This is a genomic window from Modicisalibacter luteus DSM 23508 (genome assembly GCF_000378505.1).
Taxonomy (GTDB): domain Bacteria; phylum Pseudomonadota; class Gammaproteobacteria; order Pseudomonadales; family Halomonadaceae; genus Modicisalibacter; species Modicisalibacter luteus.
Genome location: NZ_KB899991.1, coordinates 1602 through 26362, shown reverse-complemented (window position 1 = coordinate 26362; position 24761 = coordinate 1602). Strand labels below are relative to the sequence as shown.

The following is a 24761-nucleotide window of genomic DNA, read 5'->3' as shown; positions in this document are numbered from 1 at the left end:
GCGCCATTCAGCGCCCCAAAAAAACAGGGGAAGAGCGGCTGCTCTTCCCCTGCGACGTTCACAATGGTTCGCGATACCGCAACGGTATCGCTGCCATCATTTACTGGGCAGCCTTGGCCTTCTCGACGATAGCGGCAAAGGTGGCCTTTTCGTGAACGGCGAGATCGGCCAGCACTTTACGGTCGATCTCGATACCAGCCTGCTTGAGGCCGGCAATGAAGCGGCTATAAGACAGGCCGTTCTGACGGGCCGCCGCATTGATACGGGCGATCCACAGGGCACGGAACTGACGCTTACGCTGGCGGCGGTCACGATAGGCATACTGGCCAGCCTTGATGACCGCCTGCTTGGCAACGCGGAATACACGCGACCGAGCACCGTAGTAGCCCTTGGCCTGCTTCAAAATCTTCTTGTGACGGCGACGTGCAACGACGCCACGCTTGACACGAGTCATAGCATTCTCCTGACGTTAAAACGATTCTACCAAGGTTACAGGTTGGGCAGCATGCGCTGGATCAGTGCCTTATCGGCATCGTGAATCAGCTTGGTGCCGCGCAGCTGACGCTTACGCTTGGTGGATTTCTTGGTCAGGATGTGGCTACGGAAAGACTGCTTGTGCTTGAAGCCGTTAGCTGTCTTCTTGAAGCGCTTGGCAGCGCCACTATTGCTCTTGATTTTCGGCATGAGTGAAAACTCCGCTCGGTTTCTTTAGAAAATCCGGGGCCGATGGCCATGACACACAAAGGCATCACGGCTATCCGTTTACCTGCCTCCGGATCACTTCTTCTTCGGGGCGAGGATCATGATCATCTGACGGCCTTCCATTTTCGGGAAGGACTCGACATTCGCCAGTTCCTCGAGGTCCGCGGCGATGCGCTCCATCAGCTTGCGGCCGATTTCCTGGTGCGCCATCTCACGACCACGGAAACGCAGCGTGACCTTGCCCTTGTCGCCACCTTCAAGGAAACGAATCAGGTTACGCAACTTGACCTGATAGTCGCCCTCGTCGGTGCCAGGCCGGAATTTGACTTCCTTGACCTGGATCTGCTTGGTCTTCTTCTTCTGAGCTGCTTTCTGCTTCTTCTGCTCGAAGACGAATTTGCCGTAATCCATGATCTTACAGACGATCGGATCGGCATTGGAAATCTGAACCAGGTCTAGGCCAGCCGCTTCGGCACGCTCCAGCGCGTCACGCGTCGGTACGACGCCTAACTGCTCGCCGTCGCTGTCGATAAGGCGAACCTCATCCTCGGTAATCCGCTCATTCATCGGGGGGCGCTTTTCTTGGGGCCGCCCTCTTGGGTTGCTTCGCTTGATCGCTATGTCTCCGTTCTGGTTGACGTTGTCGTTAGCCCCGTTCGGCATCGAGACGGGCAATCAGGTCATCGACCTTCAACGTGCCCAAGTCTTCTCCGCTGCGGGTACGAACGGCCACTGAATCGGACTCGATTTCCTTGTCCCCGACTACCAGTAGGTACGGGACCTTTTGCAACGTATGCTCACGGATTTTAAAGCCGATCTTCTCATTCCTCAAGTCCGCCTTGACGCGAAGACCGTTTTTCTGCAAGCGACGCTCAAGATTAAGGGCATAATCACGCTGTGCATCGGTAATCGTCAGGATGGATGCTTGCTGTGGTGCCAACCATAACGGCAGCGCGCCAGCGTAATGCTCGATCAGGATGCCCAGGAAACGCTCGAACGAGCCGAGAATCGCCCTATGCAGCATGACCGGAGTCTTGCGCGCGCCGTCTTCATCGACATACTGGGCGCCCAAACGTCCGGGCAGGTTGAAATCGAGCTGCAGTGTACCGCACTGCCAGACACGATTCAGGCAGTCACGCAGCGAAAATTCGATCTTGGGCCCATAGAAGGCCCCCTCGCCAGGCAGCAGTTCCCAGTCCAGCCCCGAGGCATCCAGCGCCTGGGCCAGCCCCTTCTCGGCACGCTCCCAATTCTCGATTTCACCAACATAGGAGTCGGGACGTGTCGAGAGCTTGAGCTCGACATCATCGAAGCCCAGATCCTTGTAGACCTGCAGCGTCAGCTTGATGAACGCCTCGGCTTCTGACTGAATCTGTCCTTCCGTGCAGAAGATATGCGCGTCGTCCTGGGTAAAAGCACGGACACGCATCAGGCCGTGCAACGAGCCGGATGGCTCATTACGGTGGCAACTGCCGAACTCGGCCAGCCGCAAAGGCAGGTCGCGATAGCTCTTGAGCCCCTGGTTGAAAACCTGCACATGGCCAGGACAATTCATCGGCTTGACGGCAAACTCACGCTTCTCCGACTCGGTCGTGAACATGAGCTCGGAATAATGCCCCCAGTGCCCAGACTTCTTCCACAGCGATAGGTCAATGACCTGTGGCGTCTTGATCTCCTGATAACCATGTTCGCGCTGTACACGACGCATGTATTGCTCAAGAGCCTGATAGATCGTCCAGCCATTGGGGTGCCAGAAAACCATACCTGGCGCCTCTTCCTGTAGATGGAAGAGATCCATGCGCTTGGCCAGCTTGCGGTGATCCCGCTTTTCAGCCTCTTCGAGACGCTTGAGGTAGGCGTTCAGCTGCTTCTTGTCGGGCCAGGCCGTCCCGTAGATACGAGTCAACATGGGTTTGCTGGCATCACCACGCCAGTATGCCCCAGCCAGCTTGGTCAGCTTGAAGGCCTTGAGATGGCGTGTATTGGGCACGTGCGGGCCGCGGCACATGTCCGTATATTCTTCATGATGATACAGGCGGATCGTATCGCCTTCCGGTATCTCGCGAACGATTTCCTGCTTGTAGGGCTCGTCCCGGTGCAGGAACGTGAGCATGGCCTTGTCACGGTCGGCATATTCACGGACCACGTCATAACCTGTATCGATCAGCTGCTTCATACGCTGCTCGATCGTTTCAAGGTCTTCGGGTGTCACCGAACGACCGAAATCGATGTCGTAATAGAAACCGTCTTCAATGACGGGACCGATGGCCATCTTGGCATCGGGATAAAGCTGCTTGACGGCATGGCCGATCAGATGAGCGCAAGAATGCCGAATGATCTCGAGGCCTTCGGGATCCTGGGCGGTAAGGATAGCCACCTCAGCATCCTCTTCGATCATGTCGGCAGCATCAACCGCCACGCCATTGATCTTGCCGCCGACACAGGCCTTGGCCAAGCCGGGACCGATGGACTCGGCTAGCTGCATGATGCTGATGGGGTCTTCGAACGTTCTTTGACTACCGTCAGGCAGGGTAACGATGGGCATTGAGGGCTTCCTTAAGGCGTAGTGGTGATCCATACCAGGGACCACGTATCGCAGGAGTCATGAATTGGTACGGGTGTTTCGGGTCCTACCGGGCCATCACGCAGCATCCATGTTCCGGACATGTGTCGTGAGACGGTGCCCGATGGCGGACATCGAAGAGCGGCAACATTAGCAGCCCTCGTTACCTTCCGTCCACAGCAACTGTTGCTGCAAGAGTTGGGCGCCTATACAAAACAAAGAGGGTGCCGATTGGCACCCTCTCCTTTCACTACAGGATTATACCCGATTGCGAAAGCGAAGCGTAATGATCGCTTACTGCTGCCACTCGCCAAGTTCAACGCGACGGTTCTGGGCACGGCCAGCATCAGTCTCGTTGGTAGCGATCGGCTGCTCTTCACCGTAACCGATGGCCTGCATGCGGTTGGCAGAAATTCCCTGAGAAGTCAGGTACTCCTTGACGGAGTTGGCACGACGCTGGGACAGGTCCTTGTTGTACGAGTCGGACCCGACTGAATCGGTATGCCCTTCCAGACGGACGCGGACATTCTCGTTGCCGCTCAGTTTCTGTGCGACACCGTCGAGGATACGCTCGGCCCCAGGAGTCAACTGGGCAGAATCGAACTCGAAGTTAACGTCCTGCAGGACCACGTCGGCTTCACAGCCCAACGCGTTGACCTGGGCGCCAGCCGGAGTGTTCGGGCACTGGTCCATGTAGTCCGGCACGCCGTCACCATCGGAATCCAGCGGGCAGCCGGATGCGTTGACTTCGACACCAGCCGGCGTTCCGGGGCACTCGTCCATGTAGTCGGGCACGCCATCGCCGTCGCTATCGAGCGGACAGCCACTAGCGTCAACGGCGACACCGGCCGGCGTGTTCGGACACTCGTCACGGTCGTCGGGCACACCATCGCCATCGCTGTCACCGATCTGGGAGGAGAAATCCGCACACATCAATGCGCCTGCGGTAGCACCGGCAACACTACCCAGCGCTGCGCCATCGTCCTCGTCTGAATCGCTGCTGGTGGCGTAACCAATACCACCCCCGATCAGGCCGCCGGCCAGGCCGCACACAAATGGCGACTGATACCAAGCATCCTGCTCGCTTCCGTAGGATGAGGTGGACTGGGCCCCGGAGTTGGCGCAGCCCGACAGGCCGACAACCAGAGCAGAACCCAGCAACAAGCCAGTGGTTGATTTTTTCATGTAAGACTCCTTCTTTACACACAGCGCTAGTTGTAACGTATAGTTACTCAGCAGGACCATAAACGGCCCCCATCAGGAATGAGCATCACAGCTCATCCATCCCCCAAAAAGAAAGCACCCGGCAGTCACCGGACAAGCCATGCCTTCCCGTTATCGTTGTATAGAGCACCAACGATGCACGGTCCTTCCTATCCTAGCAGCCCTAATCAGGCATGACAGGATAATAACTAGTCATTTCGTCACCTGTAACGGCCTCGTACAAGGCTGAAGAAACCGATGGCATTATGCAAGATGGTGATGAACAAGCCCAAGAAAAATTCCCACTCCCTTCTCGAGCAAAGGATCTGGAAAATCATAGCCGGGATGATGCAGGGGATAGCATTCTTCGCCTGCACCTAACGTAAACATCGCTCCATTGGCGGTGGCACTCAGGGCTCCGAAATCCTCAGACCAACGATGCGGCGCCTCCATACGCGATACGGATGCGCCCTGCTTCGCAGCCACCTTTTCGATAGCCTGTACTGCCTCTTCCGCATTGGTTGTGGCAGTAAACGTATCGCACCAGTCGATCTCGATACCTAGCTGTTCTTCATCGGCTTCCGTGCGAGCCAGCGCCACGGCCGCTTCGGCGAGGGCGCGCATCATGTCGTCACTTGCGGTACGTAGGGTCGCCATCACCTCCGCCTGGCCGGGAGAGGTGCCAAACGCAACTTCGCCGAGGCGCGCATGAATAAGAGTCACCATGACCAGACCATGATCGTCGGGCATTTGAAGAGGAAGGCGCTTCAGACCTTGGAGAATACGGCACATGGCCATGGCGGGATTACGCCCCAACTCGGGGTGAGCGGCGTGAGAACATAAGCCATTAAGGCGAATGATCATGCCTCGCGACGCACACGTAAACGCGCCGGAACATACCGACACCTCACCCAGAGGTCGCCCGGGAAGGTTATGAAAAGCGTAAGCATGGTCCGGGCGAATCCGCCCGAAATCCTCGGAGGCAACAATGCGACGGGCACCGTCGCCCGTCTCCTCTGCTGGCTGGAAAAGCAGTACGACCTCTCCGCTGGCAGGGCGCTCGTAAGCCAAACGTTGTGCCACACCCAGCAGTACCGCCATATGACCATCATGCCCGCAGCTGTGTGCGACATGCTCGCGTGTGGAGCGCCATTCCCTGTCCCCTTGCTCTTCGATAGGCAAGGCATCGAGCTCGGCGCGCAGTAAAACGCGTGGGCCAGGAGCATTTCCACGAAATACCCCGGCTACACCGTGCCCACCCAAATTGCGTATCACCTCATCGGCGCCAGCCTCTTCCAGCCATCCCGCGACACACTCAGCCGTTGCCACTTCCTGGCCGGAAAGCTCCGGCATGGCATGCAAGCGATGGCGCAGTTCTATAAGGGAGTTATCAAGCATAGACATCAGAAGCCCCCGGTAATGCTAGTTCAGGCTGGACGGCCAGCGCTGCTTGAAATCCAGCACGGCATGCGCTGCTTCGAGAATACTGTCGCGCAGTTCATCTTCTACCGCGAGACGCTCACGGTCTTCGCGCATTCGCTCACGTGGCGACAACTCACGGCGCGCCGAATGCGTATGCAGGTGGGAGGTACGCTGATGCACTTCGGCAAATACCTGAAAGGAGGAACGTGCGACCAGTGCCGGCTCGATGATCTCAAGCAGCACCTTACAGCGCAGGCTGCCCTCGATCGGATCGACCTGCTCATTGAGCATGGCTGTCGCGATCAGTTCGAGGCTTTGCAGACAGTTATCGTTGGCCCGTCGGATCTCGTCATTCTTTAACGCCTCGCGACGCTTGACCTCGCGCCACAGCACCGTGGCATAGCTACCCAGAGCGATGACTGCAATTCCGCCGACGCCTAGCAGTAGCCAGGCCGCTGTTTCGTTCATGCCTTCCTCATCAGTCGATGGATTGGCCGCAGTATACGTGGCCGACTTCGGTGGCCCAATAAGAACACGCCTGGTTTCTCGTATCAGCCAGCCATGGTCAAGGGTATCAAGCCTTGCTTCCCTTAACTTCCCTTACTTTCAGTTGAACTACGGTGTGGTAGGATCCGCGTCATTTTTATATCTCGCTCAAGGGAGTTAAGGCATGGAAAACCCGAGCAACGCACCCAACGACCAGGATACGCGTCCTTCTACGGCGGCCCGCATCGGCTTGTGGCTAGGCCCGGCCTGGCTCGTATTAACCTTGGTACTTCCGGCCCCAGCGGGCATGTCCGAACCGGGCTGGGCCTGTGTCGGCCTGGCCTTGTTGATGGCAACCTGGTGGGCTACGGAGGCCATCCCGATTCCAGTGGCCTCGTTACTTCCTCTGGTGTTAGTACCCGCACTAGGCATCGGGGAGCTTTCGTCCACCGCCTCGAACTATGCCAACCCGATTATCTTTCTGTTTCTCGGCGGCTTCCTGATTGGCATTGGCATGCAACGCTGGAACTTGCATCGCCGGATTGCGCTGAAAGTGCTGCAGTTGGTGGGCCATCAGCCACGCCGCCAGATTGGCGGCTTCATGATCGCCACCGGCTTTCTCAGCATGTGGGTATCGAATACCGCCACCAGTATCATGATGCTGCCCATCGGGATGTCGGTTATTTCCCTGCTGGAAAATAACGACCCGAAAGAATTGAACCGCTACGCCACGGCCCTGCTGCTGGCCATCGCCTATGCAGCGAGCATTGGTGGTATCGCCACCCTGATCGGCACGCCTCCCAATGCCCTGCTGGCCGGCTACCTGGCCGAGGACCGGGGAATCGATATCGGTTTTGCTCAATGGATGATGGTGGGGGTGCCTGTCAGCCTTATCATGATGGTCATTGCCTGGTGGTGGTTGACCCGCGGAGGCTTCTCGTTGGGTAGCAACGAAGACAGCGCCACCCTGGTGGAGAACGAGCTAAAAGCGCTGGGTACCATCACGGCAGCGGAGCGCCGGGTCGGCGCCGTATTCCTGCTGGCAGCGCTGGCCTGGGTCTTCCGTCCCTTACTCAATGATGCCGGAATCGCCTGGCTCAACGACACGAGTATCGCCATCGCTGCGGGCATTGCGCTGTTTTTGATCCCCAGCGGCAATGAGAAGGGAGTACGTCTGCTCGACTGGGAACGCGCCAAGGCGTTGCCCTGGGGTGTTCTGCTGCTGTTCGGTGGCGGCTTGGCCCTGGCCGGATCGATCAAGAGTTCGGGACTGGCTGAATGGATTGCGAATCAGTTGGCCGTGTTCGGCGCTTTGCCGCTGATCATGCTGATCGGCATCGTGGTGCTGGTTATCATATTCCTGACCGAGGTGACCTCCAATACAGCAACGGCCGCAGCGTTCCTGCCTCTGCTGGGTGCACTGGCCCTATCACTGGATGTTTCCCCCCTGTTGATCACCGTACCGGCTGCCATCGCCGCAAGCTGCGCCTTCATGATGCCTGTGGCAACCCCACCCAATGCCATCGTTTTCGCAACGGGGCATATGAAGATCCAATCGATGATCCGTGCCGGCTTTTTCCTCAACCTGGCCGGCACCGTGGTAGTTACCCTGCTGGTATATCTGCTGGTCGCCGCCTTTTGGTAAACCGTAACTCGCTTAGAAAAGCCGCCGCAATGGCGGCTTTTTTTGTCTCTTATTAGCGGAAAATCAGCCTAGCAACACGGCATAGTGATCAAGTAACAATAGCGCAAAAACACCCAGGATATAGCGAATCGAGAACCAGAATGCCGCGAATGGCGCCTTGTCATCCTTTGCTCGCCAGACACGCCAGTTCCATTGCATGAAGCGCACGTTGAGCGCCGCAATGCCAACCAGATAGACAGCACCCGTCATCCCGGTGGCAAACGGTAACAACGTGACTGCCACGGTCAGCCACCCATAAAGCCAAACCTGCAGACGAGTGAAGGCATCGCCATGCGTTACCGGAAGCATCGGTATGTTGGCGCGCGAATACTCCTCACGCTTATGAATAGCCAAGGCCCAGAAGTGAGGCGGTGTCCAGGCAAAGACGATCAGTACCAGCAACAAGGCCTCGGGCTCTATACTGCCGGTAACTGCCGTCCAGCCCAGCAACGGCGGCGCAGCCCCAGCCAGCCCGCCAATAGTGATATTCTGGGGTGTTGCACGTTTGAGAAACGCGGTATAGACGAGCGCATAGCCAATAAGCGATGCCAGGGTTAGCCAGGCGGTCAGCGCATTTACCTGCCAGGCCAACAGGCCGACACCAGTCACCGAAAGCAGCGAGGCCCATCCCAGGGCCAGCGCCGTCGGCAGTCGCCGCGACGCCACTGGGCGCCGCGCGGTCCTCAGCATCAGCGCATCGAGCCGCCGGTCCAATACATGATTGAAGGCCGCCGCGCCGGAAGCAGCCAGCCCAATCCCCAGCAGTCCGTAGATCACGGCACCGCTCGGTGGTATTCCAGGCACCGACAATGCCATCCCGACGAGTGCACATACCAGCATGACCACTACAACGCGCGGCTTGCCGATTTCTATCAGGTCCCGCCACTGCCAGGCCGGTAACGCGGCTTGGGATACGACTGCCAGCGAATCACGCATTGACCCATTCCTTTTCCGGTTCGATTCCGGGAGGGCGTGTCAATAGACTACGGGGCCGGCTAGCTGCTCGCCATACTGCAGCTGTCATTGCCAGCACCAGCAACGCCGCACCCGCGGTATGCGCCAGTGCCAACCCCAACGGCAACCAGAACAGCACATTGGCGATTCCCAACCCGGCCTGAAGAGCGTATGCCCCTATCACTAGCCCAACAAACGGCCGCAAAGTAGCATCGTGTCGGTAACGCCACATCAGCATTAGCAACGAGATCCCCAGCAGTACCGCCCCAAGGCGGTGTGCCATATGAATAGCCGTGCGGGCTTCTGCGTGCAGCTTGCCATGCAAGTAACTCGGGCCAATCGACTGGGTCAAATGAAAGCCTTCGCCCCAATCCATCGAAGGCCACCATAGGCCGTTGCACGAGGGAACGCCTTGGCAGGCGATACCGGCATAATTGCTTGATGTCCAGCCACCCAGCATCAACTGCCCTGCCAGTATCGCGATCGCAAACAACCACAATCCGCCCGGCCAGGACAAGCGGGCCAACCTGGCTGACCACCATGGCTGAGAGACGATCTGACGCTGCCGCAAGTGCAGCCACAGAAACAGCAGCATAATGCTCATGCCGCCAATAAGATGCAGGGTGACGACTTGAGGCCAGAGACGTAGCGTCACCGTAAACGCACCGAACGCTCCTTGCAGTATGATCAACACCAGCAATACCAGACTGATGCGCACGGGATAACCAGGCACATGGCGTAGTCTCCAGGCAAGCCAGGCCAGCCCAAGGACCAACAGGCCAAGACCACCAGCTAGATAACGATGAACCATTTCGAACCAGGCCTTGCCGGCATCGAGGGGAGCGTGGGGAAAGCGAGCCAACGCCGTGGCGCTGTCGGGAACTAGCATATGACCATAACAGCCCGGCCAGTCAGGGCACCCCAGGCCGGCGTCCTCCAATCGTGTCCAGGCGCCCATCATGATCACCCCGAAAGCCACGACCACACCCAACAGACTCAAGGCCTTGGCCAGACGCATTCTGGTTTGCACAGCTTCCATTGCTGTCGCTCCTCTTCAGCCGTCTTCCCTGTCAGTCATCGTCTCCTGGCACAGCTCATTCCCTGGTAGCCAAGGCAGGCTGCGGATTCATCTTCAGCAAGTGCCGCAAGTCCTCCAGAACATCCTCGGCCTCATGATGCGGTCGGTAGCTCAGCACCACTCGGCCCTCAGGATCGATCAACCACAACGAGTCCTCCCGGCTCCATGCAGGGCGCACGCGCCATTGGCTGAGCACCTCACCAGGCAACGCATCGGCCTGCCCACCGAAGCGCACCCTGGTCAGCCGTGGCGCTTCTCGCCCCAACGCGCGGTGCAGGCGCCACCAGCGGTCGGCAACGGCCAAACAATCCACTTCACAGTCATACGCCAACACCCAGTCAAACGTACCGACCGCAGGCACTGGCGCCGATAATGGCCACTCCTCGAGATTGGGTAATGCAGGCATCAAACGCCCATTGGCCACGCGTTCGTTGGGAATGCCTACACGCCACTCGACCATGCTCCAGGCCACGATGAGCGGCCCTATAAATAGCCCAATCAGCGCCAGCAGCTTGAGACGCTGCCGCCCTGCGTGACTGATACGCAGTGTCATGGCGTACTCTCCCAGGGTAGCCGAGGCGAAACATGACGCTTGCCGAACCACATCACTGCAGCAGCAGCCACCGCCAGCAGCCACCACTGCACGGCATACGCCACATGCCGTGACGGCGGCATCACGTTGGGGGTCCACCAAGCGGCATATGCCCCGTCACCTTCGGCCTGGTGTACCCAACCAGCGTAGGCAAAGCGGGACACCCCTTGCCAGGCAGCCAGCTCGATGCGTTGCAGTCGCCGCCCTTCCTGGTTAGGGCCGAACAAGAGCGACGTATCGCCAGCCATCTGCCATTGCCCCGTGATTTCTACCGGGCCCGCCGGCGTTTCCACGTCAGGGTCAAGCCGATAGGGCCCGGTGGGTACGAATCCCCGATCGACCAGCCACCAGCGACCCTGGGAATCCACCAGGGGCGTCAGTACGGCTACCCCGACCCGTCCCTCTCGGACCCGGTTGTCGAGAAAACGAGTCTCCTGTGGCAAGAAGCGACCTTGTAGATGAACTTGAGCCCCCTCGGGCGGCGGTTGCTGCGGCGAGTACAGCACTGGGGCATCGGCCAGCGTAGCCAGGTAGGCTCGCTTCTCCTCGGCCCGGTGCCATTGCCAGGCTCCCAGGCAAAGGCCCAGCACGATAATCAGACTCCAGAATCCCCACCAGAGGCTTTGCCACTTGACGCCGTACGCAGGCTTGTTTGAACTGAACATGACCACGTTGCGGAAACCTCCCATGATCAAAGTCCTGATTGCCGTCGTGTTTCTTGCCATGCTCATCAGCCTGCTTGTCGGTGCCGGTTTCCTGCTGCGTGACGACAGCCGATCACGGCGCTTGCTGGTCTCGCTCAAGGTCCGGGTCACCCTGGCCATCGTGCTGGTCGCCCTACTGGTTTACGGCTTCTACTTCGGTGAACTAGCCGGCCCCGTCTGAATCACGTCAAAAGACATAGACGAACAGGAATAAGCCGATCCAGACCACATCGACGAAATGCCAGTACCAGGCTGCCGCCTCGAACCCGAAGTGGTTGTCAGGAGTGAAATGTCCTCGACGCAACCGCCAGAGCATGACGATAAGTATCGTTGCGCCAACGGTTACGTGAGCGCCATGAAATCCTGTCAGCAGGAAGAACGTCGCACCATAGATACCGGCCTGCAGCGTAATGCCCAGGTGATGGTAGGCTTCGTAGTACTCCAATCCCTGCACGAACAGAAAGCAGATACCAAGGACTATCGTCACTGCCAGGCAGTTACGGGCACTGTCCCGGTAGCCTTCTTTCAGCCCCTCATGGGCGATCGTCAGCGTGATGCTGGACACCACCAGAAACAGCGTATTGACTAACGGGAGTTGCCAGGGGTCGGCCACTTCACGCGGGCCGGCAACACTGCTGTCAGGTGGGTTCATGAGTGGCCAACTGGCCACGAAGTCTGGCCATAACAGAGCGCTGACGCCCTTGGCGCCTTCACCGTCGAGCCATGGCACGGCAAACACCCGAACGTAGAACAGCGCGCCGAAGAATGCGGCGAAGAACATCACTTCGGAAAAGATGAACCAGCCCATGCCCCAGCGAAAGGAGCGGTCCATCTGTTCATCGTAGAGCCCGCTCTGCGATTCCCTCACAACATCGCGAAACCACAAGGCCATCACCGTGACGATCGCCAACGCCCCGAGAGCGACCAGGTAGCTGGCCTGATCGAAGACCAACCAGACGCCCGTGCCGATCATGAATAGTCCCAGCGCTAGCCCGGCCAGTACCGGCCATTTACTGCTGGCGGGAACGTAATAGCTGCCTCCACTCATGCGTCGCCTCCTTGGCTGATCGCCCCGTTATTGCTGGCGGCCATATGATCTGTGATCGGATAGAGGGTATAGGCGAGCGTCACGGTATGGACGCTCTCGGGAAGGTCGCGTGAAAGCTGGAAGACCATGGGGAGCTGAACCCGTTCGCCCGCCTCGAGGCGCTGCTCCTGGAAGCAGAAGCAGGTCACCTTACGAAGATGAAGTGACGCCTCGCCCGGACTGATACTGGGCACGGCTCTGCCGCGATAGGCCACCTTGCCGTAATTGGTGAATACGAAATCCACCTCATAGGCTTGGCCAGGATGCACACGAATCTGGTTATCCAACGCTTCCAGCCGCCAAGGCAGTCCGCTGCCCTTACGGGTAATGAACTGCACCGTCACGTAGCGCGACTCATCGACGTTACCACTGGCAAAAGCCTTGGGCTCACTGGCCGCACGCCCATTGAGCCCTGTTATTTGGCAGAACACGTCGTAAAGCGGTACCAGCGCGATGGTGAACCCGACCATCGCTACCAGCGCCACCAGCGTCTTGGTGACAGTGCGTTGTACCGGTGTCATGACTGCCTCCTGCCGCTCAGCGCCGACGACAACGCGTCAGCCTGCGACTCGACGAAGATCCGGCGGTGTTTCGAAGGTATGCAGCGGCGCCGGACTCGGCACGCTCCACTCCAGGTCAGTGGCGCCATCCCACGCTTTGGCCGGCGCCGTCTCGCCCCCCCTTACGCACTTGATGACGACCCAGACGAACAGCAACTGCGAAAAGCCAAACAGGAAGCCTCCGATGCTTGAAGCCATGTTGAAGTCGGCGAATTGCAACGCATAGTCGGGAATGCGCCGCGGCATCCCCGCCAGACCGGCGAAATGCATCGGAAAGAACAACAGGTTGACCCCGATTACCGACAGCCAGAAGTGCCAGCGCCCGATGCGCTCATCCGGGTAGTGGCCAGTCCACTTGGGCAGCCAGTAGTAGACGGCCGCCATGATCGAGAAGACAGCGCCAGGGACAAGCACATAGTGGAAATGCGCCACCACGAAGTAGGTGTCGTGATACTGGAAATCCGCAGGCGCGATGGCCAACATCAGGCCCGAAAAGCCCCCGATGGTGAACAGCACGATAAATGCCAGAGAAAACAGCATGGGCGTCTCGAAGGTAATCGAGCCACGGAACAGGGTCGTGATCCAGTTGAAGACTTTCACCCCGGTAGGCACTGCGATCAACATCGTCGTATACATGAAGAACAGTTCAGCGATGAGCGGCAGCCCTACCGAGAACATATGATGCGCCCAAACGAGGAAGGACAGGATGGCAATGGACGCTGTGGCATATACCATCGAGGCATAGCCGAATAATGGCTTACGGGCGAAGGTCGGCACGATTATCGAAATGATGCCAAAGGCTGGCAGGATCATGATGTAGACCTCGGGATGCCCGAAGAACCAGAAAAGATGCTGGAACAACACCGGGTCGCCACCACCGGCCGCGTTAAAGAAACTGGTTCCGAAGTTTATGTCCATTAACATCATGGTGATCACCCCTGCCAACACCGGCATGACGGCGATCAAGAGGAAAGCAGTAATCAGCCAGGTCCAAACGAACAGCGTCATGTCCATTAACCGCATGCCTGGGGCACGCAGATTCAGGATGGTCGCGATGATATTGATTGCACCAAGAATCGAGCTGATGCCGGCCATGTGCAGGGACAAGATGAAGAAGGTCGTCGAAGGTGGTGAATATGTGGTCGAGAGCGGCGCATAGAACGTCCAGCCGAAATTCGGCCCGCCACCCGGCATCAGCAAGGTCGACAGCAGCAGAAGGAAAGCCACCGGCAGTAGCCAAAAGCTGAAGTTGTTGAGCCGCGGAAGTGCCATGTCCGGCGCACCGATTTGTAGCGGCACCATCCAGTTGGCAAGCCCGACGAACCCTGGCATCACGGCACCAAACACCATGATCAAACCATGCATGGTTGTCATCTGGTTGAAGAATTCGGGCCTGACCAACTGCAGTCCAGGCTGAAAAAGTTCCACCCGAATCACCAGCGCCATTACGCCGCCGATCAAGAACATGGTCAGTGAAAAAATCAGATAAAGCGTGCCGATTTCCTTGTGGTTGGTTGTCAGCAACCAACGTAGCGGACCACTCGGATGATGCTCATGTTCATCGACCGCGGCACCGCCCGTGACGCTCTCGCTATGTTCGAGCCTTGCCTTGGGGGGTATCTTGGGGGCCATGACGTCTCCTCCCGGATTGGATATGCCATGCAGCGGATCGAAAAAATCCTAGGGTGAGAGTTGCGCCTGGATGGCCGACGGCTGGACGATATCGCCGGTGTCGTTACCCCAGGCATTACGCTCATATGTGATCACGGCCGCGATGTCCACGGCATTCAACGTGCCACTGAAAGCCGGCATGGGCGTACCGGCAACACCGTTGACGACGGTATCGATATGGTGCTCGAGATCGTCCAGCAGGGCCTGGTTGTTCGCCAGCGCCGGGAACGTCGGCGGCAGGCCTTGCCCCTCGGGTTGATGGCAGGACGCACAAATGGAGCCATAGACTTGCTCACCACGTTCCATTAGCTCCGGCAAGGTCCAGTTGCGGTCAACACCGCTCGCCGCCGCGGCAGCCTCCTGCTTGCGTTCGGCCAGCCAGGTATCGAACTCGTCCTGAGCCATGGCGTGAACGACCACTGGCATGAACGCATGATCCTTACCGCACAGTTCGGCACATTGACCACGGTAGATTCCCGGCTCATCGATACGCGTCCAGGCTTCATTGACGAACCCGGGAATGGCATCCTTCTTTACGGCCAGGTCGGGCACCCACCAGGAGTGGATAACGTCCGACGAGGTCATCAAGAGCCTCACCTTACGCTCCACCGGGAGCACGAGAGGTTGATCGACTTCCAGCAAATAGTTGGCATCCTTGGCCTGCGTTCCGTCGATCTGTTCCCGCGGAGTAGCCAGATTGGAGAAGTAGTTGACGTCCTCGCCGATATAATCGTAATGCCAGCGCCACTGATGCCCGGTCACCATCACGTCGAGCTCGGCTTCGGTGGCATCGTACATATGGCGCAAGGTGGCTGTGGCAGGGATCGCCATGGCGACAAGGATCAACAGGGGTACGGCCGTCCAGAAGATTTCGACGGTGGTGTGCTCATGAAAATTCGCCGCCTTTGCACCTTTAGACCGCCGGTAACGGAACAGCGAATAGAACATTACGCTGAACACGACGGCCCCAATCACGACACAAATCCAGAAGATGGTCATGTGCAAGCCATAGACGTGACGGCTGACTTCCGTCACCCCGACCGGCATGTTCCATTCATTGGCCAGAGCGTTGCGCTCGAACCCGGCCACCCCGGCAACCAGGGCAGCTAGAACAGACGTCTTGCGCATCGACTCCTCCTTGATTGTTCTAATGAGCCGGAGCGAGTGGTAGAGCTAGATTAGGACGTGCTTGTCAAAGTATAGAAGAGCTCTGTGATTTAGCGGTCATTACCGACGAAAGATTAACGCCGGTTACCGAGATGCTACGGTTGCGACTAGAAAAACAGCGACGACCAGTACCACGGCGAGCACAATCCCAGTTGCGATGAATGCCATCGGCTTTCCTTGATTGAAGTCGTGCTGACGCTGCTGCTCTTTCTGTACACCGAAGAAAGCGGCCAATACCGACTTGATGACGCTCCACATCGTGCCTCCCGCCTGCGAGTCCGTCAGGCTGACTGGTTGGCTGTTCTTTCTGGAGCGTAGCCGTTGATTGAGGGTGTCACATCATGGACTTTCAACGAGCGGGAACCATTACCAGGGTCGTTCAAAGGCCGAACAGGCTGACGACCATTGGCAAGATAAACGCGGTCACCATGCCGGTCAGCCCCATCGCCAAGCCCGCAAAGGCGCCAGCCATGGCCCCCAGCGAGGCAAACGATTGCGCCGTGCCAAAACCATGAGCGGCCAACCCCATCGTAAACCCCTGGACACTGGGATCCTCGATGCGTAGCTGGCGAAATAGCCATGGCCCCAACGCACACCCGACCGAGCCGGTCAGAAGTACGAGCCCCGCCGCCAAGGAAGGAATGCCGCCAATCTGCTCGGCAATGCCCATGGCAATGGGTGATGTCACTGATCGTGGCGCCATCGACAGCAACGTCTCGTGACGCGCTCCCAGTACCAGACCAATGGCCAAGGTTGATGACACTGCAGTCACGATACCAGTCAAACAGGCCAGGACGATGGGCACGAGCATACGCCTGACACGCTCACGATGATCGAATAGCGGTATCGCCAACGCTACGGTTGCTGGCCCAAGCAGGAAATGGATGAACTGCGCTCCCTCGAAATAGGTGGAATAATCGATACCGGTGACGAGCAGAAAACCTATCAGCAAAACGATGGCGACGATAACGGGATGTGCGAAAGGCGAGCCTTTGGCGAGGCGATTGATACGTGTCGCCAAGGTAAAAGCGACCAGAGTTGCCAATAACGAAAGCAGTGGATTTCCCGACAGGTATACCCACAGCGCGTCTAACGCCGCCAAATTCATTTGCCGACCCCCTTGGCATAGCGCTTGGCCAAACGGTCCAACACCTTACCAGTCACTGCCAGCGTTACCGCCGTCGACAAGACCAAGGTGATGCCCAGTACCCAGAAATCCGCCTTGATTAGTTCGAAATGCACCATCAGGCCTACACCGGCAGGCACAAACAGTAGCGTCAGGTACCGCAACAGTCCTTCGCCCGCGAGACGAAGCGAATCAGGAACACGTCCAAGAATCAACAGAACGACCAATAACACGACCATGCCAAGCACCGGGCCTGGTACGGGAATGGCCAAGCCACGGGATAACAACTCTCCCAGAAACTGACAGCCCAGCAGCACGCTCATGCCCATGATCAATGGCATAGTCTCTCCCCCTACGTTCATATCGAGACGCGACATTCTACTACGAAAGTCTACTACGGTGACCGGCAGCGATTATGACTTGACATGGCCACGCCAAGCGATTGAAAGAAAAGCAAAATGCAAGGTTGCAATTGGCAGGAAAATCGTTAGTATATGCCTCGTTCGCTGCGGGGGCTCCCGCAAATGCGAAATTGACGGAGCGTGGCGCAGCTTGGTAGCGCGCTGCAATGGGGTTGCAGAGGTCGCAGGTTCGAATCCTGTCGCTCCGACCAAATAAATTAAGAAAAACCGCCACTTACGGATTATGCCGGGTGGCGGCTTTTTTTTGCTCTCAAAAAACTCCCAAAATAATCTCAAAACTCAACGGCACCTAGAGCCCATAGGGCGCGCCCTTCCTATGGGGAAGGTCTCAGGTTCGAATCCTGATGGAGCGCCAGAAAAGCTCCGCCCAAGAGCCCTTCCAGACCCTCCGCCTCCGACTCGCTACTCGATAAACTGAAAGCGGACACCAGATGGACACCACGGGAAAAAAGCGGACACTGGCTGCGATCGTTGCCTGTCTCCTCCCCTCGCTCGCCCTAGCCGAATATGGCAACGCCACGATTTCCGAGGTCATCAGCATCTACGATGCCGACACCTTCAGAGCCATTATCGATGGCTGACCGCTGATTATCGGCGAACGGATCCCAGTTAGGGTCTTGAGCATCAATGCGCCTGAGCTACGCAGCCGATGCGACACGGAGGTTGAGAAAGAACGAGAGAAAGCGCTGGCCAGGCAGGCTAAGAGTGCCTTTCAAAACCTTGAAAGCGGCTCCAGCCATTCCTAGATTTTCGGTATGGCTAAGAAGATCGTATCCGATGAACTCTGGTCAATCGTCGAACCGCTACTGCCTCCGACTCAGCCCAAGCCGCGTGGCGGCCGGCCTCCCGTTTCCAATCGTGCGGCCCTGACAGGCATCCTGTTCGTCCTGCGCTCGGGCATTCCCTGGGAGATGCTTCCTCAAGAGATGGGCTGTGGTTCGGGCGTGACCTGCTGGCGGCGCCTGCGTGACTGGCATGAAGCGGGCGTCTGGGAGCGCTTGCATCAGACGCTGCTGGAAAATTTACAGCACGCGGATCAGCTTGATTGGGAGCGAGCTTGTATGGACAGCGCGTCTCTACCCGCAAAAAAAGGGGCTCAGCGATCGGGCCCAATCCGACAGACCGAGGGAGACCCGGCACCAAGCGGCACCTTCTGACCGATCGCCAGGGAGTCCCGTTGGCTGTCCTGCTCTCGGGAGCCAACATGAACGATAGTGTGCCATTGGCGGCTCTACTCGATAGCGTTCCATCGGTTTCGTCGGGCCGGCCGGGGCGGCCTCGCCGTCGCCCCGACAAACTCCATGCGGACAAGGCATATGATCATCGACGTTGCCGCCGAGCGTACCGGCGGCGTGGCATTCAGCCCCGCATTGCCCGTCGAGGTGTAGAGGATAGTCAGCGGCTCGGGTGTCATCGCTGGGTTGTCGAGCGAACCTTTGCCTGGCTGGGCCGGATGAAGCGACTCACCACTCGCTATGAAATACGAGTCGATATCCATTATGCCTCTACGCTGCTGGGCTGCTCCCTGGTCTGTCTAAATAAGCTCCAAGGCAGGTTTTGAAAGGCGCTCTTTAATCGTACTTTCATATAGATGCCGAGATCACTGATTACCCTTAGGCGTCACCCGCCAGACGGTGTTGGAAAGGTCATCTGCGATAATGGCGGCGCCGTCCGGGGCGACGGTCACGCCGACCGGCCGGCCGCGAGTCTTGTTGTCATCCGTGAGGAATCCAGTAACGAAATCGATGGGGTCGCCGTCAGGCTGGCCGTTGCTGAAGGGCACGAAGACCACCTTGAGCCAACGGGGTCCGCACGGTTCCAACTGCCGTGCTCGCCGATGAAGACACCCTCCGCGAATTCGTCACCCATAGCGGGCGTAGAGAAGTCGAAGCCGAGCGGAACGGTTCCGGCAAGCAATATGCCATGTAGCGGATGCAGCCCGCTTCGATACGTTCGTTCGGCAGTGGCTGTCACGGCAAGCTCCTTTTGCTGTCCATGCAAGTAGACGTCGCTTGGGGCCGGACCTTCTCCCAGCGCTGAAATCATGAACATTCAGCCAAAGTGTAGTTTGCTCATGGAATTTTCACCAAAGTGGCCAGAGGGCGTGTAGTTGACGGTCTTGCTGGCTGTTGCCCGAGCCAGGCAGAGGCGTCTAAATGCTGGACGAGACCGCAGCCGGTGAGTTGTACTGCGACCAGTCACTAACCCGGTAGCCTATAAAGATAGGGCCCGGTCGGATCGGGATCGATCTGCGGTGGCTTACATGGATGGCCCATCTGAACGGTAAGGCGCGTATGAAGACAACTGGCTCATGGCTGCTGTGGCTGGTGGTCGCAGTGGCATTAACGTTTTCCAGCCTGTGTGTGGCGCAATCGCAGGGAAGCGAGAGTGAGGATAGACAATGGTTCTCTGTCGATTCGCTAAATGCGGGTCTTGATGAGCCACCCGAGGCGGTCAAGCGCCTGACTCCACGTGAAGCGATCCGAAGTTTTCTGGACCTTACCGAGAAGGGAGAGTTTGCGGCAGCAGCGCATGTTCTCAACCTTTCCAACCTGCCCCCGGCTGAGCAGCAAGAGCGAGGGCCCCAGTTAGCCAGGCAATTGTCTGAGGTGCTCAGACGTGGCGAGTGGCTCAACATCTCCAGCCTCTCCGGGCGTCAGGATGCTGCCATCGAGGACCCGGCGGGGCAGCATCCCCAGGCTGGCGAACCGCGGCGAAATATCAAGCTGGCTTCACTTACAGCCAAGGGCGAAACTTACGATATTCGTCTGGGCCGATATCGAGTGGGCGATGAGGAGCCAGTCTGGTTGGTCATGCCGGACGGCGTGTCGTCGATCCCGGGGCTTTATGAGGAATACGGTCCCTCATTGCTTGAGGAATATATCCCGGAGCGTTTCAAGGACTCGTTTGGGCCGCTCAGGATTTGGGAATGGATAGCCATTCCAATTTTTCTGCTGGCGATTGGCCTGTTGGGATGGGGGATCTATAGCCTGGTCGGGATGACGGCTCATTGGTTGCCTTCCGGTTCACCGACCATCTTTACCGACCGGATCAGGGGACCCATGGCGCTCATCGTCATGTCGGTAATTACTCAGGCGCTGCTGGACTATGTGGTGTCCTTCTCGGCCGTGATAACCACGTCCCTCCGGGTGCTGCTGATTGCCATTCTGGCCTGGGGTGTCGGTACGGTCGCGCTCCGCCTGGTGGACACCATCATGCTGAGAATGACGCGGCGTCTTGTAGGGCAGATCGATGACACCAAACCCAAGGACGAGCGTAAATTACTGACATCGCTTTACGCCTTGCGGCGGGTCATCATCCTGATCGCGGTTACCGCTGTTTCGATCTATGTGCTGGGGCAGATTCAGCTCTTCGAGTCGCTGGGCCTGTCCCTGTTGGCGTCGGCTAGTGTGCTGACGGTGCTGATAGGTATTGCGGGCCAGGCTGTGCTCAGCAATATCATCTCCTCGTTTCAGGTGTCGTTGGCAAAGCCCATCCGCATCGGCGACCTGGTGATGTTTGAAGGTCAGTGGTGCTATGTGGAAGGCATCTTTTATACCTTCATTCGCTTGAGAATCTGGAATGAGCGGCGTTTGATCGTGCCAGTCACGTACTTCGTCTCCAAGCCCTTCGAAAACTTCTCTGTCAAAAGTGCGAAGGAGTACAGAACTCTGGAAATGACCGTCCATCTGAGCGCCGATATTGAGCTCATCAGGGAAAAGTTTATCGAGTACGCCAAGGAAGAAGACAGCGTCATCGAGCATCACAAGCTGTTGTGCTACGTGACGGGACAAACCGGCACGGCTCTGACAGTCGCCTGTTACCTGATGACGACCGACCCCATGTCTGGCTGGTCTGCGGAAATGCATGTCCGGGAGAAACTGATGGCATTTATTCGGAACAACCATCCGGAATGGTGGCCGAGAGAGGTAGTGGTCATCAGCCATCAGGATATTGCCCGCGCGGACAAGCGAGATATCCGCTCGGAGTCAGAGGCTGACAACTCCGCCGAGCGACCATCGGAGTGAGGCAACCGTCAGGCGGTGGTGATAGCCACCGCCTGATGCCACCGGCGAGGGTCGTCTGCCCCTGGTTTTGAAACGCTCTGTAAGCAGTCCACAGTGGAGTCGTTGCGCAGCGCCAGTGAGATCGAGTTGCGGCACCTCGAGCGGAACAACTTCTTTCGCGTGCTGGCTGAGGTCTACGTCGATGACGAGAGCCTGGGCGATAGGCTAATGCAGGCAGGGTTAGCTACTCCATACAAGGAAGGGCAGGGTGGGAAGGCTTGGTGCAGTAAATAACTAAAAAGGAATCCAAATGCTGAAAAGTGAAATGCCGAGGCCCGCATAAGCGGGCCCCAACATTAATGACATGTTTTTTTCCAAGGGTCTTTTCAGGCAACGTCAATGCTACTTCCCAAGTCATTGGAATTAACACCTAATAGCGTAACCTGGCCATTATCATAGTTTACAATCGTGTTGTTACCCTTTTGGGTCAGCTCGAAGCTTGCCCCATAAAGTAGCAGGTCATCTTCACCCAAGGTGAAATCCTTAATTATGTCGTTTCCATTTTCCCCCGCCCAACTATAAAATCGGAATGTGTCAGAGTCCTCACCACCGATTAGCATATCATCGCCCTTGCTACCATAAAGGTAATCCTTCCCTTCGCTACCATCTAATTTGTCATTGCCATCGCCGCCAACGAGATAATCACGCCCCGCACCACCATCTATTTTGTCACTGCCCTTATAGCCATAGAGGGAGTCATTCCCTTCGCCTCCATCTATTTTGTCATTGCCATTGTGGTGCTGGCCGCTAATGCCTACCTCGGTTACACACATCCCCTGCTCCGTGACGAGAAGATACATATATTCAGGAACGGTATGCCTGGCTCAGTGTCATTACATGACGCCCCAATGGAAGCGAAGGTTAGCAATGCTCAAGGACGCCATAGTCATCAGGGAAGTCGTCAGCAAGGATAGCTCCATAAAGAGCTATGAGGTTTACGACAGCGATACTGGATCAAGCCTAGGCAACTACGACAGTCTCGAGAGGGCCGAAGCTGAAAGGCGCCATATGCAATCTTCAGATGCAGCAGCGAAGAAAGGAGAAGCAGACATGGATCCAAGCCAGGATAACGACCCGAGTTCATCCTAGCCTCAGTGGAATGCCTACCGAGCCGGAGCAACAGCAGTTGCCGTCTGCCCAAGTATTCGGCTGTGCGTCATAATCTATGCTTGAGCTAGAAATGGCTCAAATCAACCGAGCAGATACACACAGTGGCCAGAGGCTTCATTCCTGTCTCAGACACGGAGCGCAAGCATGACCGCAGGGTCTCTTTCCCCCAACACCCTGATGATCCTCAAGCTGGAAAGCATCTTCGCCTTCGCCGACGAGGAGAAGCAGGCGCTCCAGAACTTGCCGATACAGGTTACCACCCTCAAAGCTGGTCGAGACATCGTACGTGTCGGTGACCGACCTTCCCAATGCTGTCTGATTCATGAGGGCTTCAGCTGTGTCTATAAGCTGACCTCCGAGGGTAAGCGTCAGCTCGTGGCCCTACATGTTCCCGGTGATATTCCGGACTTGCAAAGCCTACACCTGAAAACTATGGACATCAGCCTTGCCTCGATCAGCCCCTGCACGGTCGGGTTCATCCAGCATGATGACATGCGCTGTGTGTGCGAGCGTTACCCCCGCCTCACTGCCGTCTTCTGGCGCGAGACGCTAGTGCACGCCTCGATCCACCGGGAGTGGCTCCTCAACAACGGGCAGCGTGAGGCCTATTCCCGGATGGCCCATCTTTTCTGCGAGCTCCTGATTCGCCTGAAGGCGGTGGGGCTTGGTGAGGGCGACACTTTCGATCTACCGATTACCCAAGTTGAGCTGGCGGATGCGATTGGGACCAGCTCGGTCCACATGAACCGGGTTCTCCAGGCGCTTCGTGCCGATGGCCTGATCCAGACCAAGGGAAAGCAGGTCATCGTCCCTGACTGGGAGAAGCTGAAGGAAGCGGGCGATTTCGATCCGCTCTACCTTCACCTGGAAGAGGCCGGCGCCGCATGAACCCCAGCAGTGGCCTACCGAACAGAGGCTGGGGGCTCCGAATATTGCTATAACAGTTTTGTTAGCTGTACTGGGCTTGCTTGTTAACTGATCGCAGTACGGCCGACAGGGAGGGCGGCTTATGCTCAACTGGATTTCACAACATTCCCAGGCCTTGGGCGTTGTAACCAGCTTCGGCACGCTGATCATTTGGTTGGTCTATGCGCAGCTGTTGTATTTTGGGTTTCGACGCCAGCGCCGCCCCCGGATAGTCATCAATCGTGGCAGAAAGAGGGATGTCGACGCGCTGTGCATCATTAGCAACATGAGCGCCGAGGCGATCTTCGTCGAGTACATCATCGTCGAATTGGAAACCTCACGCGGCACAGTCACCATGGACGTGACCGATTTCAATCAGAAAGCCAACCAGGGAGACGATCCGGACAGCGAGGCTGGCCAGGAGCTAGGGAAGGTGAGCGATTACACCCGGGAAGGCCCGCTGACTTCCGGCGACTTCATGCACATCGGTACTTTCAGCGACCTGGTCCATCGCCTGGCCAGGGAAGCCGGCATCGAAATGCAGGGTTACCGCCCCAAAAGCGATCTATGCCTGCAGAGCCTGACCATTCGCATGATCGGCATCTACGGCCCGGAAGACCGGCCGATTGGGGCGGAGCGTCGCTTTGAGCTCAAGCACGAAGAAGGCGAGGAAAAATATACCCTGGTACCCAGTGCCTGGAAGCCCCAGCGACTTTCCTCACTCCGCCAGCGGCGCCGGCTGCGCAAGGATATGGAAGCGATGAACGAGACGAACTACGTGGCGTCGTCATCGATTCAGCGCGAGGGCTAACTATGCCGCCTACGACGCGCTCAGGCCAAGGCTGCCACTGCTCAACTGCTTAAAAGTTCCGCTCGTCACGTCTGGTTTCGAAACAGACCGGCCACCGCTGCCCTTGCCCTTCTGAGCAGGCCTCGCTGGCGGTAGTCTTCGGCACGCATTTCAATGGCATGTGTACGGCCTTCTTCAAAGTGGCGGTCGAGTTCGCTCAGCACTACCTCGTCCAGAATGACCAGGGCCAGCTCGTCATCCTTGCTCATGGAACGCTGATCGAAATTGGCCGAGCCCACACAGGCGACCGTATCGTCTACCGTGACGGCCTTGGCGTGTAGCATGCTTGGCTGGTATGCCCACATCCGCACTCCCGCCTGTATGAGCGGGGCATACTCATCCTCCTGCGCCAACTGGGCCATGCGATGGTTGTGATGCGGGCCTGGAACCAGGATTTGCACATCCAC

General features: G+C 57.6%; 29 protein-coding genes and 1 tRNA gene. 9 read left to right on the top strand and 21 right to left on the bottom strand.

Going from position 1 to position 24761, the window contains the following annotated elements:
- Positions 1–100 precede the first annotated feature (100 nt).
- The 7 genes from rplT to F568_RS0104760 form a co-directional block, all read right to left on the bottom strand.
- Entirely contained in the window at positions 101–454 is a 354-nt protein-coding gene (gene rplT / locus F568_RS0104790; RefSeq protein WP_019017570.1) for a 50S ribosomal protein L20, read from the bottom strand.
- 35 nt (positions 455–489) lie between these two features.
- Positions 490–684, bottom strand: a complete 195-nt coding sequence (rpmI, locus tag F568_RS0104785) for a 50S ribosomal protein L35 (protein WP_019017569.1) — start codon at positions 682–684, stop codon at positions 490–492.
- A gap of 93 nt (positions 685–777) precedes the next feature.
- Positions 778–1365, bottom strand: coding sequence for a translation initiation factor IF-3 (gene infC, locus F568_RS0104780; protein ID WP_083932972.1), 588 nt, complete (start codon positions 1363–1365; stop codon positions 778–780).
- Entirely contained in the window at positions 1349–3247 is a 1899-nt protein-coding gene (thrS, locus tag F568_RS0104775) for a threonine--tRNA ligase (RefSeq protein ID WP_019017567.1), read from the bottom strand. Before thrS ends, infC begins: the two co-directional genes overlap by 17 nt.
- Positions 3248–3559: 312 nt before the next feature.
- Positions 3560–4450 carry an OmpA family protein gene (locus tag F568_RS0104770; RefSeq protein ID WP_019017566.1) on the bottom strand — a complete coding sequence of 297 codons (891 nt, stop codon included), beginning with the start codon at positions 4448–4450 and terminating at the stop codon, positions 3560–3562.
- A gap of 282 nt (positions 4451–4732) precedes the next feature.
- Entirely contained in the window at positions 4733–5872 is a 1140-nt protein-coding gene (locus F568_RS0104765; RefSeq protein ID WP_019017565.1) for an amidohydrolase, read from the bottom strand.
- Positions 5873–5890: 18 nt separating this feature from the next.
- Positions 5891–6358 carry a DUF2489 domain-containing protein gene (locus F568_RS0104760; protein ID WP_019017564.1) on the bottom strand — a complete coding sequence of 156 codons (468 nt, stop codon included), beginning with the start codon at positions 6356–6358 and terminating at the stop codon, positions 5891–5893.
- Positions 6359–6560: 202 nt separating this feature from the next.
- Here F568_RS0104760 and F568_RS0104755 point away from each other — a divergent pair, with 202 nt between their 5' ends.
- Positions 6561–8021, top strand: coding sequence for an SLC13 family permease (locus F568_RS0104755; protein ID WP_019017563.1), 1461 nt, complete (start codon positions 6561–6563; stop codon positions 8019–8021).
- A 63-nt stretch (positions 8022–8084) separates the two neighbouring features.
- Here F568_RS0104755 and cyoE read toward each other — a convergent pair whose 3' ends face one another.
- The 4 genes from cyoE to F568_RS0104735 are packed head-to-tail and all read right to left on the bottom strand — an operon-like array spanning position 8085 to position 11373.
- Positions 8085–8996 (bottom strand): heme o synthase, encoded by a 912-nt coding sequence (cyoE, locus tag F568_RS0104750; protein ID WP_019017562.1) that lies wholly within the window; start codon positions 8994–8996, stop codon positions 8085–8087.
- A complete protein-coding gene (locus tag F568_RS22200; protein WP_019017561.1) occupies positions 8989–10053 on the bottom strand; it encodes a COX15/CtaA family protein in 1065 nt (354 codons plus the stop codon). The genes cyoE and F568_RS22200 overlap by 8 nt, the downstream gene beginning before the upstream one ends.
- A gap of 55 nt (positions 10054–10108) precedes the next feature.
- A complete protein-coding gene (locus tag F568_RS0104740) occupies positions 10109–10645 on the bottom strand; it encodes a redox-active disulfide-containing membrane protein (protein ID WP_019017560.1) in 537 nt (178 codons plus the stop codon).
- Positions 10642–11373, bottom strand: a complete 732-nt coding sequence (locus F568_RS0104735) for an SURF1 family protein (protein ID WP_019017559.1) — start codon at positions 11371–11373, stop codon at positions 10642–10644. Before F568_RS0104735 ends, F568_RS0104740 begins: the two co-directional genes overlap by 4 nt.
- Here F568_RS0104735 and F568_RS0104730 point away from each other — a divergent pair.
- Entirely contained in the window at positions 11372–11569 is a 198-nt protein-coding gene (locus F568_RS0104730) for a DUF2909 domain-containing protein (protein WP_019017558.1), read from the top strand. The genes F568_RS0104735 and F568_RS0104730 overlap by 2 nt on opposite strands.
- Before the next feature lie 6 nt (positions 11570–11575).
- Here F568_RS0104730 and F568_RS0104725 read toward each other — a convergent pair whose 3' ends face one another.
- The 7 genes from F568_RS0104725 to F568_RS0104695 all read right to left on the bottom strand — a co-directional run bounded on the left by F568_RS0104725 (position 11576) and on the right by F568_RS0104695 (position 17340).
- Complete coding sequence (locus F568_RS0104725) at positions 11576–12436, bottom strand: cytochrome c oxidase subunit 3 (RefSeq protein WP_019017557.1); 861 nt, start codon at positions 12434–12436, stop codon at positions 11576–11578.
- A complete protein-coding gene (locus tag F568_RS0104720; RefSeq protein ID WP_019017556.1) occupies positions 12433–12996 on the bottom strand; it encodes a cytochrome c oxidase assembly protein in 564 nt (187 codons plus the stop codon). The genes F568_RS0104725 and F568_RS0104720 overlap by 4 nt, the downstream gene beginning before the upstream one ends.
- A gap of 36 nt (positions 12997–13032) precedes the next feature.
- The gene (gene ctaD / locus F568_RS0104715) at positions 13033–14667 is read right to left on the bottom strand and encodes a cytochrome c oxidase subunit I (protein WP_019017555.1); all 1635 of its coding nucleotides are present in this window, start codon (positions 14665–14667) and stop codon (positions 13033–13035) included.
- 48 nt (positions 14668–14715) lie between these two features.
- Positions 14716–15834, bottom strand: coding sequence for a cytochrome c oxidase subunit II (coxB, locus tag F568_RS0104710; protein ID WP_019017554.1), 1119 nt, complete (start codon positions 15832–15834; stop codon positions 14716–14718).
- Between the two features lie 123 nt (positions 15835–15957).
- Entirely contained in the window at positions 15958–16131 is a 174-nt protein-coding gene (locus F568_RS24215; RefSeq protein WP_019017553.1) for a DUF2970 domain-containing protein, read from the bottom strand.
- A gap of 121 nt (positions 16132–16252) precedes the next feature.
- Positions 16253–16981: an LrgB family protein gene (locus F568_RS0104700; protein WP_019017552.1), complete on the bottom strand. Its 729-nt coding sequence runs from the start codon at positions 16979–16981 to the stop codon at positions 16253–16255.
- On the bottom strand, positions 16978–17340 hold the full coding sequence (locus F568_RS0104695; protein WP_019017551.1) for a CidA/LrgA family protein: 363 nt from the start codon (positions 17338–17340) through the stop codon (positions 16978–16980). The genes F568_RS0104700 and F568_RS0104695 overlap by 4 nt, the downstream gene beginning before the upstream one ends.
- A gap of 195 nt (positions 17341–17535) precedes the next feature.
- Here F568_RS0104695 and F568_RS0104690 point away from each other — a divergent pair.
- The 3 genes from F568_RS0104690 to F568_RS24210 all read left to right on the top strand — a co-directional run bounded on the left by F568_RS0104690 (position 17536) and on the right by F568_RS24210 (position 18982).
- Positions 17536–17612: transfer RNA gene (locus F568_RS0104690), tRNA-Pro, on the top strand.
- 240 nt (positions 17613–17852) lie between these two features.
- Entirely contained in the window at positions 17853–18002 is a 150-nt protein-coding gene (locus F568_RS24820) for a hypothetical protein (protein ID WP_019017550.1), read from the top strand.
- A 174-nt stretch (positions 18003–18176) separates the two neighbouring features.
- Positions 18177–18982, top strand: a protein-coding gene (locus F568_RS24210) for an IS5 family transposase (RefSeq protein WP_371827858.1) whose coding sequence is annotated in 2 segments (ribosomal slippage) — positions 18177–18525 and positions 18525–18982 — 807 coding nt in all. Because the reading frame shifts where the segments join, the coding sequence is not laid out codon by codon here.
- Between the two features lie 39 nt (positions 18983–19021).
- Here F568_RS24210 and F568_RS25570 read toward each other — a convergent pair.
- Complete coding sequence (locus tag F568_RS25570) at positions 19022–19204, bottom strand: hypothetical protein (protein ID WP_019017547.1); 183 nt, start codon at positions 19202–19204, stop codon at positions 19022–19024.
- A gap of 511 nt (positions 19205–19715) precedes the next feature.
- Here F568_RS25570 and F568_RS0104660 point away from each other — a divergent pair.
- The gene (locus F568_RS0104660) at positions 19716–21449 is read left to right on the top strand and encodes a mechanosensitive ion channel family protein (protein ID WP_040475946.1); all 1734 of its coding nucleotides are present in this window, start codon (positions 19716–19718) and stop codon (positions 21447–21449) included.
- A gap of 365 nt (positions 21450–21814) precedes the next feature.
- Here the strand turns inward: F568_RS0104660 and F568_RS22190 are convergent, their stop codons facing one another.
- Complete coding sequence (locus tag F568_RS22190) at positions 21815–22261, bottom strand: calcium-binding protein (RefSeq protein WP_019017544.1); 447 nt, start codon at positions 22259–22261, stop codon at positions 21815–21817.
- Positions 22262–22355: 94 nt separating this feature from the next.
- On the opposite strand from F568_RS22190, the gene F568_RS0104645 reads away from it, so the two are divergent.
- The 3 genes from F568_RS0104645 to F568_RS0104635 all read left to right on the top strand — a co-directional run bounded on the left by F568_RS0104645 (position 22356) and on the right by F568_RS0104635 (position 24315).
- Positions 22356–22577 (top strand): hypothetical protein, encoded by a 222-nt coding sequence (locus F568_RS0104645; RefSeq protein WP_019017543.1) that lies wholly within the window; start codon positions 22356–22358, stop codon positions 22575–22577.
- Positions 22578–22742: 165 nt separating this feature from the next.
- Positions 22743–23486: a Crp/Fnr family transcriptional regulator gene (locus F568_RS0104640; protein ID WP_019017542.1), complete on the top strand. Its 744-nt coding sequence runs from the start codon at positions 22743–22745 to the stop codon at positions 23484–23486.
- Positions 23487–23607: 121 nt separating this feature from the next.
- Positions 23608–24315, top strand: coding sequence for a hypothetical protein (locus F568_RS0104635; RefSeq protein ID WP_019017541.1), 708 nt, complete (start codon positions 23608–23610; stop codon positions 24313–24315).
- Between the two features lie 65 nt (positions 24316–24380).
- Here the strand turns inward: F568_RS0104635 and F568_RS25235 are convergent.
- On the bottom strand, positions 24381–24761 hold a 381-nt coding region (locus F568_RS25235), incomplete at its 5' end, for a phospholipase D-like domain-containing protein (protein ID WP_040475923.1).